15 protein-coding genes are annotated in these 16,201 nt (G+C 71.2%); 3 read left to right on the forward strand and 12 right to left on the reverse strand.

What is annotated here, in order from left to right; all coding sequences use genetic code 11:
- Positions 1 to 1,539 (forward strand): UdgX family uracil-DNA binding protein, encoded by a 1,539-nt coding sequence (locus tag ABSY19_RS17930; protein WP_382154190.1) that lies wholly within the window; start codon positions 1 to 3, stop codon positions 1,537 to 1,539.
- Here the strand turns inward: ABSY19_RS17930 and ABSY19_RS17935 are convergent.
- From ABSY19_RS17935 to ABSY19_RS17955, 5 genes are read right to left on the reverse strand one after another with little or no spacing between them, the layout of a single operon-like run.
- On the reverse strand, positions 1,440 to 3,005 hold the full coding sequence (locus ABSY19_RS17935; protein ID WP_382154193.1) for a bifunctional 3-(3-hydroxy-phenyl)propionate/3-hydroxycinnamic acid hydroxylase: 1,566 nt from the start codon (positions 3,003 to 3,005) through the stop codon (positions 1,440 to 1,442). The two genes, ABSY19_RS17930 and ABSY19_RS17935, sit on opposite strands and share 100 nt — an antisense overlap.
- Before the next feature lie 2 nt (positions 3,006 to 3,007).
- The gene (locus ABSY19_RS17940; protein ID WP_382154196.1) at positions 3,008 to 3,874 is read right to left on the reverse strand and encodes a fumarylacetoacetate hydrolase family protein; all 867 of its coding nucleotides are present in this window, start codon (positions 3,872 to 3,874) and stop codon (positions 3,008 to 3,010) included.
- 31 nt (positions 3,875 to 3,905) lie between these two features.
- The gene (locus ABSY19_RS17945; protein ID WP_382154199.1) at positions 3,906 to 4,811 is read right to left on the reverse strand and encodes a VOC family protein; all 906 of its coding nucleotides are present in this window, start codon (positions 4,809 to 4,811) and stop codon (positions 3,906 to 3,908) included.
- On the reverse strand, positions 4,808 to 5,857 hold the full coding sequence (locus tag ABSY19_RS17950; RefSeq protein ID WP_382154202.1) for an amidohydrolase family protein: 1,050 nt from the start codon (positions 5,855 to 5,857) through the stop codon (positions 4,808 to 4,810). Before ABSY19_RS17950 ends, ABSY19_RS17945 begins: the two co-directional genes overlap by 4 nt.
- Before the next feature lie 5 nt (positions 5,858 to 5,862).
- Positions 5,863 to 6,834 (reverse strand): Bug family tripartite tricarboxylate transporter substrate binding protein, encoded by a 972-nt coding sequence (locus ABSY19_RS17955; RefSeq protein ID WP_382154205.1) that lies wholly within the window; start codon positions 6,832 to 6,834, stop codon positions 5,863 to 5,865.
- Positions 6,835 to 6,953: 119 nt separating this feature from the next.
- Between ABSY19_RS17955 and ABSY19_RS17960 the strand changes: the two genes are divergently transcribed.
- The gene (locus tag ABSY19_RS17960) at positions 6,954 to 7,880 is read left to right on the forward strand and encodes a LysR family transcriptional regulator (protein WP_382154208.1); all 927 of its coding nucleotides are present in this window, start codon (positions 6,954 to 6,956) and stop codon (positions 7,878 to 7,880) included.
- On the opposite strand, the gene ABSY19_RS17965 is transcribed toward ABSY19_RS17960, so the two are convergent.
- From ABSY19_RS17965 to ABSY19_RS17995, 7 genes are all read right to left on the reverse strand, one after another.
- The gene (locus ABSY19_RS17965) at positions 7,877 to 8,650 is read right to left on the reverse strand and encodes an enoyl-CoA hydratase-related protein (protein WP_382154211.1); all 774 of its coding nucleotides are present in this window, start codon (positions 8,648 to 8,650) and stop codon (positions 7,877 to 7,879) included. The genes ABSY19_RS17960 and ABSY19_RS17965 overlap by 4 nt on opposite strands.
- The gene (locus ABSY19_RS17970; RefSeq protein ID WP_382154214.1) at positions 8,647 to 9,456 is read right to left on the reverse strand and encodes a crotonase/enoyl-CoA hydratase family protein; all 810 of its coding nucleotides are present in this window, start codon (positions 9,454 to 9,456) and stop codon (positions 8,647 to 8,649) included. The genes ABSY19_RS17965 and ABSY19_RS17970 overlap by 4 nt, the downstream gene beginning before the upstream one ends.
- Positions 9,453 to 10,667, reverse strand: coding sequence for a 3-oxoadipyl-CoA thiolase (gene pcaF, locus ABSY19_RS17975; RefSeq protein WP_382154218.1), 1,215 nt, complete (start codon positions 10,665 to 10,667; stop codon positions 9,453 to 9,455). Before pcaF ends, ABSY19_RS17970 begins: the two co-directional genes overlap by 4 nt.
- Before the next feature lie 114 nt (positions 10,668 to 10,781).
- On the reverse strand, positions 10,782 to 11,624 hold the full coding sequence (locus ABSY19_RS17980; RefSeq protein WP_382154220.1) for an amidohydrolase family protein: 843 nt from the start codon (positions 11,622 to 11,624) through the stop codon (positions 10,782 to 10,784).
- Between the two features lie 22 nt (positions 11,625 to 11,646).
- Positions 11,647 to 13,212, reverse strand: coding sequence for a (2,3-dihydroxybenzoyl)adenylate synthase (locus tag ABSY19_RS17985; RefSeq protein WP_382154223.1), 1,566 nt, complete (start codon positions 13,210 to 13,212; stop codon positions 11,647 to 11,649).
- A gap of 123 nt (positions 13,213 to 13,335) precedes the next feature.
- Complete coding sequence (locus ABSY19_RS17990; RefSeq protein ID WP_382154226.1) at positions 13,336 to 14,109, reverse strand: SDR family NAD(P)-dependent oxidoreductase; 774 nt, start codon at positions 14,107 to 14,109, stop codon at positions 13,336 to 13,338.
- 82 nt (positions 14,110 to 14,191) lie between these two features.
- Positions 14,192 to 15,166, reverse strand: a complete 975-nt coding sequence (locus ABSY19_RS17995; RefSeq protein ID WP_382154229.1) for a Bug family tripartite tricarboxylate transporter substrate binding protein — start codon at positions 15,164 to 15,166, stop codon at positions 14,192 to 14,194.
- Between the two features lie 141 nt (positions 15,167 to 15,307).
- Between ABSY19_RS17995 and ABSY19_RS18000 the strand changes: the two genes are divergently transcribed.
- Positions 15,308 to 16,201, forward strand: coding sequence for a LysR family transcriptional regulator (locus ABSY19_RS18000; protein ID WP_382154232.1), 894 nt, complete (start codon positions 15,308 to 15,310; stop codon positions 16,199 to 16,201).

A 16,201-nucleotide genomic window follows, 5' to 3' on the forward strand; every position in this document is an offset into this window, starting at 1 on the left:
ATGCGCTGGCAGATCGAGTACGACGCCAACGACGTGCCCGCCACGCTGCGCGCGCTGTCGGCGCTGATCGCCTGCGGCGCCGAGCCGCACGGCGTGGCGTGGCGCGACGGCACCGAAGGGCAGGGCGATCTGCTGGGTGAAGACGCGGCCTCGCCCGCCACCGCGCCGCCGCCCGAAGCCGTGCCCCTGCGCGCGCTGCGAAGCCTGCCCGCCGGGGCCATGGACCTGGCGGATGCGGTGGCGCAGCACGCGCACCCCGAGCGGTTCCGCTGGTTGCACGAACTCGCGCTGGATCTGCAAGCCGACCCGCGCCGTTGGCGCGATGCGCTCGACCCCCGTCGCCTCGCACTGGAGCGCATGGCGCGCGAGGTGCGGCGCGAAATCCACAAGATGCACGCCTTCGTGCGCTTCCGCCCGATCGAGGACGGTGATGGCGGCGGCACGCGCTACGTGGCCTGGTTCGAGCCGGTGCATCACATCGTTCGCGCGGCCGCGCCGTTTTTCGCGCAGCGCTTCGCGGCCATGCGCTGGGCCATCCTCACACCGCGCCTGTGTGTGCACTGGAACCGCGAAGGCCTCGAGTTCTCGCCCGGGGTGGACCGCTCGCTCGCGCCCCCGCCCGATGCCGGCGAGGCCCTGTGGCTCGACTACTACCGCAGCATCTTCAACCCCTCGCGGCTCAAGACCGCCGCCATGCTGCGCGAGATGCCGCGCCGCTACTGGCACAACCTGCCCGAGACGCAGGCCATCACCGAACTGATCCGGACCGCGCCGCAGCGCAGCGCGCGCATGGTGGCGCAGGTCAGCGAGTCGCAGCGCCGCCTGCCCATCGGCGCGCCTCGCGCGGCGGCGCGCGCACCGCGCACACCGCAGGAGCAGCTGGACGACCTGGGTCGCCGCGCGCGCCACTGCTCGGACTGCCCGGTGGCCTGCAGCGCGACCCAGGTCGTCTGGGGCGAAGGCCGCGTGGGCGCGCGCCTGATGATCGTGGGCGAACAACCGGGCGACCAGGAAGACCTCGCGGGCCGCCCCTTCGTCGGGCCCGCCGGCGCGCTGCTGCGGCGCGCCATCGCCGAACTCGGCTGGCCGGTGGACGCGATCTACCTCACCAACGCCGTCAAGCACTTCCATTTTCTGGCGCGCGGGAAACGGCGCCTGCACAAGACGCCCGGCCAGCGCGCGGCCGAAGCGTGTGAGCAGTGGCTGGAAGCGGAGATCCGCCTCGTCCAGCCGCAGGCGGTGATCGCGCTCGGCGCCACCGCCGCGTCCAGCCTGCTCGGCGGGGGGGTGGGCGTGGCGCAGAGCCTGGGGCGCTGGCAGGCGCGGGCCGATGGCCTGCCGGTCTGGGTGGTGCACCACCCGGCGGCCGTGCTGCGCCGTGCTGAGTCGGGCGCGCCGCCGTTCGAGGACTGGGTGGAGGCGCTGCGCCCGGCTTGGCCTCAGGCCGCGCAGGCCTCGGCCGCCACGCCCAGCCGCGTGGCGAGTGCCGACAACAGCGCCGCCGCCTCATCGGTCGTGCCGGCCACGCCATACACATAGTTGTCCGGCCGCACCAGCGCCGCCACGCTCTGGTGGCGCTGCAGCCACGCTTCGGCCACGCCGTCGGTCTCCAGCGCGCCCACCGTGCCGAGCGCGACGCAGCGCAACCACGGCAGGGCACCCGCCCCGCCGGGCACGGCCTGGCCCGGGGCCAGCACCAGCCGCCAGCCGTTGCCGGCGATGGCGTCCATGCGCTGGCGCTGCGGGCCGCTGAGCAGCCAGGGTTGGGGGAACAGGCTGCCGCGCGCGGCGTGGTCCTGCGGCGCGAGCCAGCCTGTGCTCAGCGGCGGCAGGATGTCCTGGCGCGGCGTGTCCTTCACCTTGCCGCCGCACTGGGCGAGCATCGCCGCGTCGCGCTCGCGGGCCTTCACCGGGTCGCGTTCGCAGATCACCGCGCCCACGTGCTTGATGCGGCTGGTGAGTTCGCGCACGTGGGCCTTGCGCTCGTCGCCGTAGCTGTCGAGCAGAGCCTCGGCGCTCGCGCCGGACACCTCGCCGCGCAGCACGGCCGCGAGTTTCCAGGCGAGGTTGCTCACGTCGCGGATGCCCTGGCACATGCCCTGGCCGAGGAAGGGCGGTTGCATGTGCGCCGCGTCGCCCGCGAGGAACACGCGGCCCCGGCGCCATTGCTGCGCCACCAAGGCGTGGAAGCGGTAGCTCGACTGGCGCCACAGCGTGCCGTCCTCGGGCGTGATCCAGCGCGAGAGCAGGCGCCAGGTTTCCTCGGGGGTGGCGGCGTGTTTCGGGTCTTCGCCGGGGTTGAGCGAGATTTCCCAGCGGCGGTGGTTCTTCGGGCCGATGACCAGGGTGCAAGGCCGTTCGGGTTCGCAGTACTGCACGCTGACCTTCGGCAGCTTGGCCAGGCCGCGCTCGTTCATGAGCACGTCCACCACCAGCCAGGGTTCGTCGAAGTCCAGGTCTTCCAGCGGCATGGCCAGTGCGGTGCGCACCGCGCTGGAGCCTCCGTCGCAGGCGATGGTGTATTGCGCGCGCACCGTGCGGGCGGGCCCGCCCTGCGCACCGCCGATGGCGAGGTCCACGCCCTGGTCGTGCGGCGTGAGGCCGGTCATCTCCACGCCGAGCTCCACCACCACGTTGGGCAGCTGCGCGACGCGCGCGCGCAGGACCTTCTCGACCTCGGGCTGGGTGAACACCATCGAGGGCGTGTGGCCCTGTGGGAAGGGCGGCGCCACCATGGTCATGCGGCGGATCAGCTGGCCGTCCACGCCGAAGTACTCGGAGGGCGTGAAGGGTTCGCAGAACGGTGCCACCGCATCGGCCACGCCGAGCTGCTGGAACACCCGCATGATCTCGTGGTCCAGCGCGATGGCGCGCGGGATCTGGTGCACGTCGACGAGCCGGTCGCACACGTACACGCTCAGGCCCGCCTGGCCCAGCAGGCCGGCGGCCACCACGCCCGAGGGCCCGCAGCCCACGATGGCGACATCGAAAACGCGCTGCTGCATGGTCAGGCCTGTTCGTTCACGATGGGGTTGGCCAGCGTGCCGATGCGCTCGATCTCCACTTCGAAGGTGTCGCCGGCCTTCATCCAGACGGGTGGCGTGCGCGCCTGGCCGACGCCGGCGGGCGTGCCCATCACGATCACGTCGCCGGCTTCCAGCGTCAGCACCTCGGCCAGCAGCGCGATGGTCTCGGCCACGCTGAAGATCATGTCGCTGGTGTTGGCGTCCTGCATCACCTGGCCGTTGAGGCGGCCCTGGATCTTCAGGCCGGCGGCACCGGGCGGCAGTTCGTCGGCCGTCACCAGCACCGGGCCGAAGCCGCCGGTGCCGTCGAAGTTCTTGCCGATGGTCCATTGCGGCGTGCGCTTCTGGTAGTCGCGCACGCTCATGTCGTTGAAGCAGCTGTAGCCGAACACGTATTGCAGCGCATCCGCTTGCGTGGTGTGGCGCGGCACGGTGCGGCCGATGACGACGGCGAGCTCGGCCTCGTAGTCGAACTTGCCGGAGACGCGGGGCACCACGCCGGCGTCGCCGTGCGCGATCAGCGAGGAACTGCCGCGGTAGAAGAACCAGGGGTAGTCGGGTTTCTCGCGGCCGCCTTCCTTGGCGTGGTCGAAGTAGTTGAGGCCCAGGCACACGGTCTTGCCGGGTTCGGGCAGCAGCGGCGCGAGCGCGGCGCCGGCGAGCGCCTGCCGCTTGAAGGGCCCGGCCAGCGCGGCCTGGGCGGCGGCGTGCAGGTCCACGCCGGCCTTCAGCGCGGCGCGCAGGTCGGTCGGCACCTGGGGTTGGGCGTCGTGCAGGTCGACGAAGTCGGCGCCGTTCACGACGGCCAGGCGGGGCGCGCCGTCGCGCAGGTAGGTGGTGAATTTCATGGTGCGGTCAGGTTGCGGAGAAAAAACGGGTTCAGGGCATGGAGGCGAACAGCACGCGGCGCTGCGCTTCCTTGAGCGTGGCGCCGGGCGGCGGCGAGATGCCCCACTGGTCGACGCGGCCGGGCGGCCATTTCCATTCCGCCGGGCCCCGGGGCACGTAGCTTTCATCCACCTGCTCGACCTCGGCCGTGTACTCGATGACGATGCCGAAGGGGTCGATGAAGTAGTTGAAGAGGTTGTTGCCGGGGCCGTGGCGGCCGGGGCCCCATTCGATGGGGTGGCCGGCGTCCTTCATGCGGCCGCCGCCGCGCATCACCGAGTCGGCGTCGGGCATCAGAAAGGCGATGTGGTTGAGCGCGTCGTTGTCGGCCACGCCCACCGCGAGCGTGTGGTGGTCGTGGTTGCAGTTCATGAAGGCAATGGCCACGGTGCGGTCGGCCAGCGTGAAGCCCAGGGCCTCGGTGAGGAAGCGCTGCGTGTCGTCCACCGCGTGGCTGTTGAGCACCACGTGCGTGAGCCGCGCGGGCTGGTCGCGCTGCGGGCCGGTGTCTTCCCCGCGCGCATCGCCGTGCACCACCTGGATCACGCGGCCGTGCGGGTCGCGCAGCGTGAGGCCGGTGCCGCCGGCGGGGTCGTGATCGAGCGGGCCGATGGGCGAGAGCAGGGTGCCGCCCGCGCGCGGCACGGCCTCGGCCACGGCGTGCAGCGCGTCGAGGCTGCGCGCGCGCAGCGTGACCTGGCGGATCTGCGGCACCGGGCCGCCCGCGTGCAGCGCGAGCAGGTGGTGGTCGCTGCCGGTGCCGCGCAGGCAGATCGCCTGCTCGCCGCGGTGCGCCACGCTCAGGCGCCAGACCTCGGTGTAGAAGGCCTCGGCCTGCGCCAGGTCGGGCACGTTCAGGGCCACGCTGCGCACGGCCTCGATCCAGGGGGAACTCATGGGGTGCTCACTTTCTTGTGCGGCAGGCCGAGGAAACGCTCGGCGTTCTGGTGCACCAGGCGCGCGGTGGTGTCGGCATCGAAGCCAGCGGCCTCGATGCGCTGCACCGGCGTGTGGTCGTGGAAGTTGAAGGGGTGGTCGGTGCCCACCATCAGCTGCGTGTCGCCGAAGCTGGCCACCAGGTGGCGCAGCGTGGGCGTGTCGAACACCAGGGTGTCGTAGAACAGGCGGCGCGCCTGCTCGGCCGGGGCTGCGAGCACGCTGTCGCGCAGCGCCGGGAACACGCCCCAGCCCTGCTGCAGGCGCGGCAGCAGCGAAGCCAGCGTGCCGCCGCCGTGGCTGAAGGCGATGCGCAGCTTCGGCCGGCGCACCAGCAGGTTGCCGGTGATCACCGAGGCGGCGGCCAGGCCCACGTCGCCGGGGTAGGCGATCACCTGCTGCAGGGGCGCGGGGCCCACCAGGCGCTCCATGCCGGCGGGGCGGATGGCGTGCACGAACACCGCCGCGCCCAGCGCCTCGCAGGCCTCGAAGAAGGGGTCGAACACCGGTGCACCGATCGGCACGCCGTTGATGTTGCTGCCCACCTCCACCCCCGCGAAGCCCAGCGCCTTCACCGCGTACTCCAGCTCGCGGATGGCGAGGTCCACGTCCTGCAGCGGCACCGCGCCCAGGCCGGCCAGCTGGCCGCCGCCGGCGTCCACCATGGCGGCGATCTGGTCGTTGAGGAAGCGCAGCAGCTGCTGCGCATCGGCCGCCGGCATCCAGTACGACAGCAGCTCGGGCATGGGCGACATCACCTGCAGCGCCAGGCCCATGCCGGGCAGGTCCTGCAGGCGCTTGGCCACGTCCCAGCATCGGTCGGACACGGTGCGGTAGTTCTTGCCCGCGATCATCACGTGGCGGTGGCAGGGCTGCGCCGGCGCCATGGACGGCCAGTCGGCCGGCATGCTGCGGCCGATGTAGGCCGGGAAGTTCTCGGGCACGACGTGCGCATGCACGTCGATGCCGCCGCAGGTGCAGGAAGCCCGTGCCGCCACGCCGCTCATTCCGTTCACTCCGCCGTGATGCCGAGGGACTTGATCACCTCGCGCCAGCGCTCGTGCTCGCCGCGCATGAAGGCCTCGAACTCGGGCACCGACATCTTCGGCTCGGCCAGCGAGCCCAGCGTCTGCAGGCGCTGCGCCACCTCGGGCTGGCGCAGCACGGTCTCCAGGTCGCGGTTCACGCGGGCCACCACGTCGGCCGGTGTGCCGGCGGGCGCGAAGAGGCCGTTCCAGCCGGTGTACTCGAAGCCGGGGAAGGTCTCGGCGAGCGCCGGCACATTGGGCATGTCGGGCTGGCGCTGCGCCGTGCTGATGGCGAGCGCGCGCAATTGGCCGCTCTTGATGAAGGCGGTGAGCGCCGCGTCGGGCAGGCACACCAGCTGGATGCGGCCGCCGATCAGGTCCTGGATCGCTTCCGGGCCCTTGGTGTACGACACGTGGTTGAGCTTCACACCGCCCTTGACGGCCACGCTGTCGGCCAGCATGCCGGAGAAGGTCTTGGGCCCTTCGGTGCCGATGGTGACGGCGCCCGGCTGCGCCTTGGCGGCGGCCAGGGCCTGGGCCAGGTCCTTGAACGGCGCGGCGCTGGCGGTGGCGATCACGAAGGGGCTGCGGCCCACCAGGCGCACCGGCGCGAAATCCTTCACCGGGTCGTAGGGCAGGGCCTTGAAGGTGAAGGCGTTGGTCACCATCGCGGCCGTGGTGGCGTAGTAGAAGGTGTAGCCGTCGGCGGCCGAGCGCGCGGCGGCCTGCGCACCGATCACGTTCTGGCCGCCCGGGCGGTTCTCCACCACCACGCCCTGGTTCCACAGGCGGGCGAGCTGCTCGCCGAGGTAGCGCGCCAGGATGTCGGGGCCGGCGCCGGCCGGCTGCGACAGGATGAATTTCACCGGGCGCTGCGGCCAGGCCGGGGTCTGCGCGTGCAAGGCGCCGGCCAGCGGCAAGAGGAGCGCGGCTCCCGCGAAGTCTCTGCGTTTCATGGTCTTGTCTCCTGGGCGCCGTGCGGGGGCGCGGTGGTTGTAGGAAGAATCCGCTGCGGATGCTAGGGATCAACGCCATGGATGACCAGACGCCTCCATGGATTCATAGAATCCATGCCATGGATATTCGAACCGTGGACCTGAACCTGCTCGTGGTGTTCGACGCCATGGCCCGGCATTGCAGCGTGGGCCGCGCGGGCGAGGCCCTGGGCCTGAGCCAGCCGGCCACCAGCGCGGCGCTGGCGCGGTTGCGCACCGTGTTCGACGACGCGCTGTTCGTGCGCGCCGGCGCGCAGATGAAGCCCACGCCGCGCGCGATGGAGCTGGCGCCCGCGGTGCACCGCGTGGTGGAGGCGATCAACGCCGAGATCCTGCAGAAGGCCAGCTTCGACCCCGCGCGAACCGAGCGAACCTTCACCATCCTCACGCCCGACATCGGCGAGGTGGCCTTCCTGCCCGGCGTGCTGCGGCGGCTGCGGCAGGAGGCGCCGCAGGTGCGCCTGCGGGCCACGGCGCGCACGCGCTTCGCCGCCGCCGAGGCGCTGGAGTCGGGCGAGGGCGACCTGGCCGTGGGGTTTTTCCCCGACCTGCACAAGGCCGGCTTCTTCCAGCAGGCGCTGTTCAAGACCTCCTACGCGTGTGTGACCTGCGCGCACGCCGGGCCGGCGGTGGAGCGCATGACGCAGCGCCAATACCTGGCGGCGCGGCACGTGGTGGTGCGGCCCGACGGGCGCGAGCACCTGCTGGACCGTTACCTCGACGACAAAGGCTGGCAGCGCCACGTGACGCTGGAGCTGTCGCACTTCATGAGCCTGCTCTCGCTGCTGCCGGGCACCGACCTGGTGGCCACGGTGCCGGAGGACATCGCGACCGTGATGGAGCGCCACATCGCCATCCGCCGCATCGCCTTGCCCTTCGCGGTGCCAGTGATCGACGTGCAGCAGTTCTGGCACCGCCGCATGCAGCACGACCCGGCGAATCGCTGGCTGCGCGGCCTGTTCCACGAGGTGAACCGGCGCGAGGCGAACGAAGGGCTGCGGCCCTAGCGGGCAAACTTGGCGGGCCGCTTGTCCAGCCGGGCGCGCATGCCCTCGTGCTTGTCGGGGCTGGCGAAGGCGGTCTGGAAGGCGTTGCGCTCGTACTCCAGGCCGGCCGACAGCGGCGTCTCCATCGCCATCAGCACCGACTCCTTGATCAGGCGCAGCGCCACCGCCGGCAGCTCGGTCAGCTGCTGCGCCAGCGCCAGGGCGGTGGCGTCCACGGCGTCGTCGTCGAGCACCTCGGCCACCAGGCCGCCGTGCAGGGCGGCCTCCGCGCCGATCGGCTCGCCGAGCAGCAGCAGCTTCATCGCACCGAACTTGCCCAGCGCGCGCGTCAGCCGCTGGGTGGCGCCGCCGCCGGGCATGATGCCCACCTTCACCTCGGGCTGACCGAAGCGCGCGCTGCGCCCGGCCAGGATCAGGTCGGCGTGCAGCGCCAGCTCGCAGCCGCCGCCCAGCGCGTGGCCGCGCACCGCCGCGATCACCGGTTTGCGGCAGGCGGCGATGGGGCCCCAGAGCAGGTCGTGCCGGCGCGCCAGCAGGTCCATGGGCGTGGCGTCCACGTACTCGTTCAGGTCGGCGCCCGCGCAGAAGGCGCGCGGGCCGCCGGCCAGCACCAGCACGCGCACCGAGGGGTCGGCGTCCAGCCGGCGAAAGGCCTCGGCCAGCGCGTGGCGCAAGGCCAGGTTGAGCGCGTTGAACACCTCGGGGCGGTTCAGGCGCAGCAGGGCCACGCCCTCGAAGGGCCGTTCTTCCAGCAGGATGAGCTCGCTCATGCCGCACCGCCTGTGAACGTGGGCGCGCGCTTCTCGAAGAACGCGGCCACCGCCTCGGCGTGGTCGGCCGTGTGGTGGGCCAGGCCTTGCAGGCGGCCGGCGGCGATCAGCGCTTCGTCCAGCGTGCCGGTGCGGGCCTGCTGCAGCAGCTGGCGCGTCCAGCGCAGCACCTGCGGCGGGTTGGCCGCGATGCGACCGGCCAGGCGGAACGCCTCGTCGAGCAGGGCCTCGGGGGCGACCACGCGCGAGACCAGGCCGAAGCGCAAGGCCTCTTCGGCGTCGATGGTGTCACCCGTGAGGGCCATCTCGGCCGCGCGCGCGTGACCGATCACGCGCGGCAGCAGCCAGCAGCCACCGTCGCCGGGGATGATGCCGACCTTGACGAAGCTTTCGGCGAAGCGCGCGCTGGTCGATGCGATGCGCAGGTCGCACATGCAGGCCAGGTCGTTGCCGGCGCCGATGGCCGGGCCGTTGACCGCCGCGATGATGGGCACCTGCAGCGCCTCGAAGGCGCGCGGGATGCGCTGGATGCCCTCGCGGTAGCCCTGGGCGATCTGCTCGGGCGAGCCGGCGAACATGCCGGTGCGGTCGCGCATCTCGGCCACGTTGCCGCCCGAGCAGAAGGCCGTGCCCGCACCGGTGAGGATGGCCACGCGCACGCCCAGGTCGGCGTTCAGTGCGGCGAAGGTCTGTTCGAACGCCGCGAACATGGCTTCGCCGCTCAGGGCGTTGCGCGTGTCCGGCCGGTCGAGGGTGAGCAGCGCGACATGGCCGCGCCGCTCGAAGCGGATGGGTCGATCGTTCATGGCGTGTCTCCCGTGCGTTCGATCGCCATGGCCACGCCCTGGCCCACGCCCACGCACATGGTCACCAGGCCATAGCGCCCGCCGCTGCGCTGCAGCTGCCGCGCCGCGGTGAGCACCAGGCGCGCGCCGCTCATGCCCAGGGGGTGGCCGAAGGCGATGGCGCCGCCGTTCGGGTTCACATGCGGTGCGTCGTCGGGCAGGCCGAGCGCGCGCGTGACGGCCAGGCCCTGGGCCGCGAAGGCCTCGTTGAGTTCGATGACGTCGAAATCGCGCATCCGCAGGCCGGTCTGCGCCAGCAGCTTGTGCACCGCGGGCACGGGGCCGAAGCCCATCACGCGCGGCGCGATGCCGGCGCTCGCGCAACCGACGATGCGCGCGAGCGGCCGCAGGCCGTGGCGCTGCGCCGCCGCTTCGTTGGCCATCAGCAGCGCGGCCGCGCCGTCGTTCACGCCCGAGGCGTTGCCGGCGGTGACGGTGCCGCCCTGGCGGAACGCGGGCTTGAGCGCGGCCAGGCTGTCGGCCGTGGTGTCGGCGCGCGGGTGCTCGTCCACGCTCACCCGCGTGGCCGCGCCTTTGCGGCCGGGCACGGACACCGGCACGATCTCCTGCGCGAGCACACCCGATTGTTGTGCCGCCGCGGCGCGCTGCTGGCTGCGCAGCGCGAAGGCGTCCTGGTCGGCGCGCGAGATGCGGTGTTCCCGGGCCACGTTCTCGGCCGTCTCGCCCATGCTGTCCACGCCGTGCAGCGCCTCCATGCGCGGGTTCACGAAGCGCCAGCCGATGGTGGAGTCGTGCACCTCGGCGTGGCGCGAGAACGCGGCCGTGGGCTTGGGCATCACCAGCGGCGCGCGGCTCATGCTTTCCACGCCGCCAGCGACGGCGATCCGCGCCTGGCCCGCGTGCAGCGCGCGCGCCGCCTGCGCCACGGCTTCGAGGCCCGAGCCGCACAGCCGGTTGACCGTGACCGCCGGCACCTCCACCGGCAGGCCCGCGAGCAGCGCGCTCATGCGCGCCACGTTGCGGTTGTCTTCGCCGGCCTGGTTGACGCAACCGTAGATCAGCTCGTCGATCAGCGCCGGGTCCAGCGAAGGGTGGCGCGCCAGCAGGGCCTGCAGGGGCAGGGCACCGAGGTCGTCGGTGCGAAGGCCCGAGAGCGCGCCGCCGTAGCGGCCGATCGGCGTTCGCACGCCGTCACAGAGATATGCGTTCATGAAGTGAGACCAGGTAGGCGTGAAGGGGAGCCAGGTCGAGGACGCCGCGGAACCGGCTTTGCCGGGCCGCCAGCGTCGCCCCCTGGGGGGTGGCGGCGAAGCCGACGCGGGGGGTTACAAGTCGAGCACGCGCTCGGCGTTCCCGTGCATGATTTTTTCCATCACCTCGGGCTTGTAGCCCAGCTCGTCCCACTCGCGCAGGATGCGCTCGTAGGGCAGGCTGGGGTAGTCGCTGCCGAACATGATCTTGTCCTGCAGCCGGCCCCGGATGTCCACCTTGAGGTTGCCCGGGAAATGCTTGGGCGCCCAGCCCGACATCTCCCAGTACACGTTGCCCTTGTGCAAGGCCACGGCGGTGGTCTCGTCGACCCAGGGCCAGCCGGGGTGGGCCATGATGATCTTCAGGTTCGGGAAGTCGGCGGCCAGCTGGTCGATGTGCTTGGGGTGGGCGTGGCGCACCAGCGCGCCGTTGCCACCCGGCATGCCGGCGCCCATGCCGGTGGTGCCCACGTCGATCATCACCGCCGCGCCCATGGCGTTGATCTCCTCGAACAGCGGGTAGTAGCGCCGGTCGCTCACGGCGAAGTGCTGCATGATGGGATGGAAGTGAAAGCCGATGAAGCCCAGCTCGCGGATCGCCTTGCGGGCCTGGATCATCGCGATCTCGCCCTTGGCCGGCTCCACCGCGCCCCAGCATTGGATGACCCGCTTCGGGTGGCGCTTCCACATGCCGTGCACGTATTCGTTGGTGCAGGGCGGCGCGGCGACCGTGGTCTCCAGGTCCAGCGCGACGAGGCAGGCCTCGACGCCGGCACCGGTGAACTCGGCGATCACCTCGTCTTCGGTCTTGCCGACCCAGTCCCGTTTCCAGTAGCGGGCCAGTTCGGCGGGGTAGGGTCCCTGGGACTCGATCCAGGTCGGGGTGCCGGGGTAGCAGTGCAGGTCGATGATTCGCATGGTGGCTCTTTTCTTTCGGTGTTCAGTGGGGCACGCGGCGCGCGGCCTCTTCTTCCGCGTGCTTGTGCGCGATCAGTTCGCCCAGGGCCTTCTTGGAGACCTTGCCGAAGGTGGAGACCGGGAAATCCGGCAGCACCTCCAGGCGCTCGGGCAGCTTGAACTTGGCGATTTCCTTGGTGAGCAGGAAGCCCACGAGTTCCTTCAGGTGCAGCGACTGACCCTGTTTGAGGATCACGAAGGCGCACATCTTTTCGCCCAGGGCCGCGTCGGGCATGGGCACGCAGGCCACGTTCTGCACGGCGGGGTGCATCAGGATCAGGTTCTCCACCTCTTCGGCGCTGATCTTTTCGCCGCCCCGGTTGATCAGGTCCTTCTTGCGCCCCTCCACGATGTAGTTGCCCGAGGGGTGCTTGCGCATCAGGTCGCCCGAGCGGTAGAAGCCGTCGGGCGTGAACTGGCGCGCGTTGTACTCGGGCACGCCGAAGTAGCCGCGCAGCGTGTAGGGGCCGCGCACGGTGAACTCGCCCACCTCGCCGTCGGGCACCACGCGGCCTTCTTCGTCGAGCAGCAGCACCTCGTCGTCGTCGCACACCGGGCGGCCGCAGGTCTCGAGCTTGACCTCTTCCGGGTCGCCGGCGCGCACGAACATCAGCGTGCCTTCGGACATGCCGAAGTTCTCCTGCACGAACACACCGGGGATCAGCGCGCGCGTCTTCGCGCGCACCTCGGGCTGCATGCGCTGCCCGCCGCTCTGGATCAGCTTGAGGCTGGAGAGGTCGAAGTCCTCGGCCGCGTCGTCGTTGATCAGGCGGATCAGCAGCGCGGGCACCACCTTCAGGTGCGTCACCTTGTGCTTCTCGATCAGCGCGAACATCTCGGCGGGCCGGGTGTTGGCGTGCAGCACCACCTTGGCGCCCTTGAACAGAAAGCCCTGGATGCCGGGGCAGGCCAGCGGCAGGTTGTGCGCGATGGGCAGCACCAGCAGCAGCACCGACTCGGCGTCGATCTCGGTCACGTCGGCGGCCACTTTGGAGTTGTAGGCGTAGTCGTTGTTGGTGCGCGGGATCAGCTTGGGGATGCCGGTGGTGCCACCCGAGAGCTGGAAGATGCAGGGGTCGGTCGGGTCGATGCGGATCTCGGCCAGGCGCGAGGCCGGCAGCGTGGCGGGCTTGTTGATCAGCTCGCGCAGCGAGACCTCGCCCGGGCCGGCCTCGCCGAGCACGAGGCGGAATTTCAGCGACGGGTTTTCCGCCTGCACGCGGGCGATCACCGGGGCGAAGGCGAAGTCGCCCGACGTGTCCGGGTAGACGCAGGTGGTCGCGCCCGAGAGCTGCACGAACTGGCTGATCTCGGCGTAGCGGTGCGTGACCAGCGCCGCGATCGGGATGCAGCCGATCTTCTGCAGCGCGAAGTACAGCAGCACGAACTCGTGCACGTTGGGCAGTGTGGGCACCACGCGGTCCAGCGGTTTCAGACCGAGTTCGAGCAGGTTCAGCGCCAGGTTGGTGGTGATGCGGTCGAGCTCGGCGTAGGTGAAGCTCACGTCGCCGTCGATCAGCGCCACGCGGTCCGCGTAGCGCTGGAACACGGCGTCGAACTCCTGCGCCAGCGACTGGTCGCGCCAGTAGCCCTTGGCGCGGTAGCGCGCGGCGTACTCGGGGGGAAGGGAACGAATCCTTCAAGCATGGTGGGTCTCCTGGGTGCGGTGGGGTCAGGTCGAGCTCGTGAAGCCGCCGTCGATGACGACAACCTCGCCCGTGACGAAGCGCATGCCCTGGATCAGGTTGAGCATCACCTCGGCCACGTCGTCGGCGGTCACGCAGCGCTTGAGCGGCGTGGCCTTGGCGCGCGCGCCCATGAGGGCGTCGTACTTGTCGCCCAGCATGCGCTCCATCCAGTCGCCCTCCATCCAGCCCGGCGCCACCGCGTTCACGCGGATGTCGGGGCCGAGGTTCCAGGCCAGCATCTTGGTCAGGCTCACCACGGCGGCCTTGCTGGCGGCGTACGGGGGCGGTTGCGGGCCGGGGCGCAGGCCCACGATGCTCGCGGTGTTGACGATGCAGGGCTCACCGCCCTGTTCCTTGCTCTTGCGAAGCAGGGGCACGGCCGCGCGGCTGACCTGGAAGTTGCCGCGCACATTGACCGCGAAGGTGCGGTCCCATGCGTCCATGTCCAGGCTTTCCAGGTCCTTCACCTTCCAGGTGGCGGTGGTGCCGGCGTTGTTGACCAGCGCGTCCAGATGGCCGAAGGCCTCGCCCACCTGGGCCAGCATCCGGCGCACGGCGGCGTCGTCGCTCACGTCGCACTGCAGCAGCAGGGTCTTCGCGCCCAGGGCCTGGGCTTCGGCGGCCACCGCCTGCGCGGCTTTGGCGCTGGAGGCGTAGTTGATGGCCACGTCGTAACCGGCCTGGGCGAGGGCCAGCACGGCGCTGCGGCCGATGCCGGTGCCGCCGCCGGTCACGAGGGCTTTTTTGCGTGGGGTCATGGTGGGTTTCTCCAGTTGAAAGGGTGAGTTCATCCCGGACACCGGCGCGACCGGTGCCCTCGGGCGGTGGGGTTGAGGCGGCTTATTGCGGCTGCACGCCGAGTTCGGTCACCAGGTGCTTCATCGCGGCCTGCTGCTGCACGAAGAACTCGCGCGCGCCGGCCACGCTGTCCTGGCGCGGGTACACGCCCAGCTCGCCCAGGCGCGCGGTGACCTCGGGCGAGGCGGTGATGCGGTTCACGTCGGCGTTGATGCGCTCGACGATGGCGGCCGGCGTGCCGGCGGGCACGATGATCTGGAACCAGCCGATGGCCTCGTAGCCGGCGTAGGTCTCCGCGACGGCGGGGGCGTCGATGCCCGGCAGGCGCTTGGCCGAGGTGACGCCCACCGCGCGCAGGCGGCCGGACTTCACATGCGGCAGCAGGCCCGGCACGCCGTCTACGGTGAGCAGCGCGTCGCCCGCGAGCACGGCGGCCACGGCCTCCGGCGGGGTGCGGTAGGGCACGGTGAACATGCCCATGTCGCCGGCCTTGCTGACCATCTCGCCGGCCAGGTGCGGCAGCGAGTTGAGTTGCGGCGCGGCGAAGTTCACCTTGCCGGGCTGGGCCTTGGCGTGTTTGGCGAGGTCGCTCACGGAGCGGATGTCGCTGGCGGCCGGCACCACCAGCATCAGCGGGCTGATGCCCACCGTGGCGGCCGGGGTGAGGTCGGTGTCGGGATTGAACTGCGGGTTCTTGAACACCAGCGGCGTGATGGTGCCCATGGCCGCCGGCACGAAGCCGATGGCGTAACCGTCGGGCGCCGAGCGGGCCAGCGCCGACATGCCGGGAATGCCGCCCGCGCCGGGCCGGTTGTCCACCACCACGCCCTGGCCCCAGGCGGCGGCGAGCTTGTCGCCCACGATGCGCGCGATCACGTCGGGCGCGGAGCCGGCGCCCACGGGCACGATCATGCGCACCGGTTTGTGGGGCCAGGCCTGGGCCATGGCGGTGGTGCTGCCCAGCATGAGCAGCAGGAAAGCCGCATGCAGGGCATGGCGTCTGGAAAGGCAGGTCATGTCGTGTCTCCGGATCGTTGGTCTTGGTGTCCCCGCTCGGTGGGGCTGAGGCGGACTCTAGGCAAACACGAGGATTCCAATAAGATGGCGTGATTGCGAAAGCGATACGAAAATCGCATCCCCATGGAGACACGCCCGCGCATGAAACTCGATCAGCTGCAGCACCTGATGGCCATCGTCGAACACGGCAGCCTGCGCTCGGCCGCGCGGCGGCTGGACATGCCCCAGCCCGCGCTGACGCGCAGCGTGCGCGCGCTGGAGCGGGAGCTGGGGGTGAGCCTGTTCGCGCGGCAGACCACGGGCATGGTGCTGACGGCCGAAGGCGTGCGCTTTCACCGGCGGGCCTGCGTGATCTCCAGCGAAGCGCGCCGCGCGCGCGAGGAGGTGCAGCACCCCGGGCCGGGCTACGAAGGCACGGTGTCGGTGGCGCTGTCCATCATGCCGCACCTGGGCATGCTGCCCGACGCCCTGTCGGTGTTCCGCAAGACCTACCCCAAGGTCAAGCTCAACCTCACCGAAAGCCTGATGCCCGCGGTGGAGGGCGCGCTGCGCGACGGCAGCCTGGACTTCTACCTCGGCGCGGCGCCCTGGCAGAAGACCGCGCCGGGTCTGGCCATGCAGCACCTGTGCGACAACACCCGCGTGGTGGTCTGCCGCAAGGGCCACCCGCTGGCGCGCGTGCGCAGCCTGAAGTCATTGGCCGGTGCCGACTGGGCCAGCACCACCATCGACTACAACGCCGAGGAAGACCTGGCACGCTTGTTCGCCACCCACGGCCAGCCCGCGCCGCGCGTGATGCTGAGCGCGCATTCGGCGCTGTCGGTGCAGGTGGCGCTGGTGCAGACCGACCTGCTGGCCATGCTGCCCCGGCAGTGGATGGACTTCGCGATGACGCGCGACCTGCTGGAGGTGATCCCGGTGCGCGAGCGGCTGCCGGCGCCGGCGATCGTGCTGGTGCGGCGGCCCGACCTGCCGCTCTCGCCGCCGGCCGAGTTCTTCTGCGACGTCTTGTTGCGCGGCCTGCCGAAGGCCTGA

It is taken from the genome of Hydrogenophaga sp. ANAO-22 (assembly GCF_042466645.1).
Taxonomy (GTDB): domain Bacteria; phylum Pseudomonadota; class Gammaproteobacteria; order Burkholderiales; family Burkholderiaceae_C; genus Hydrogenophaga.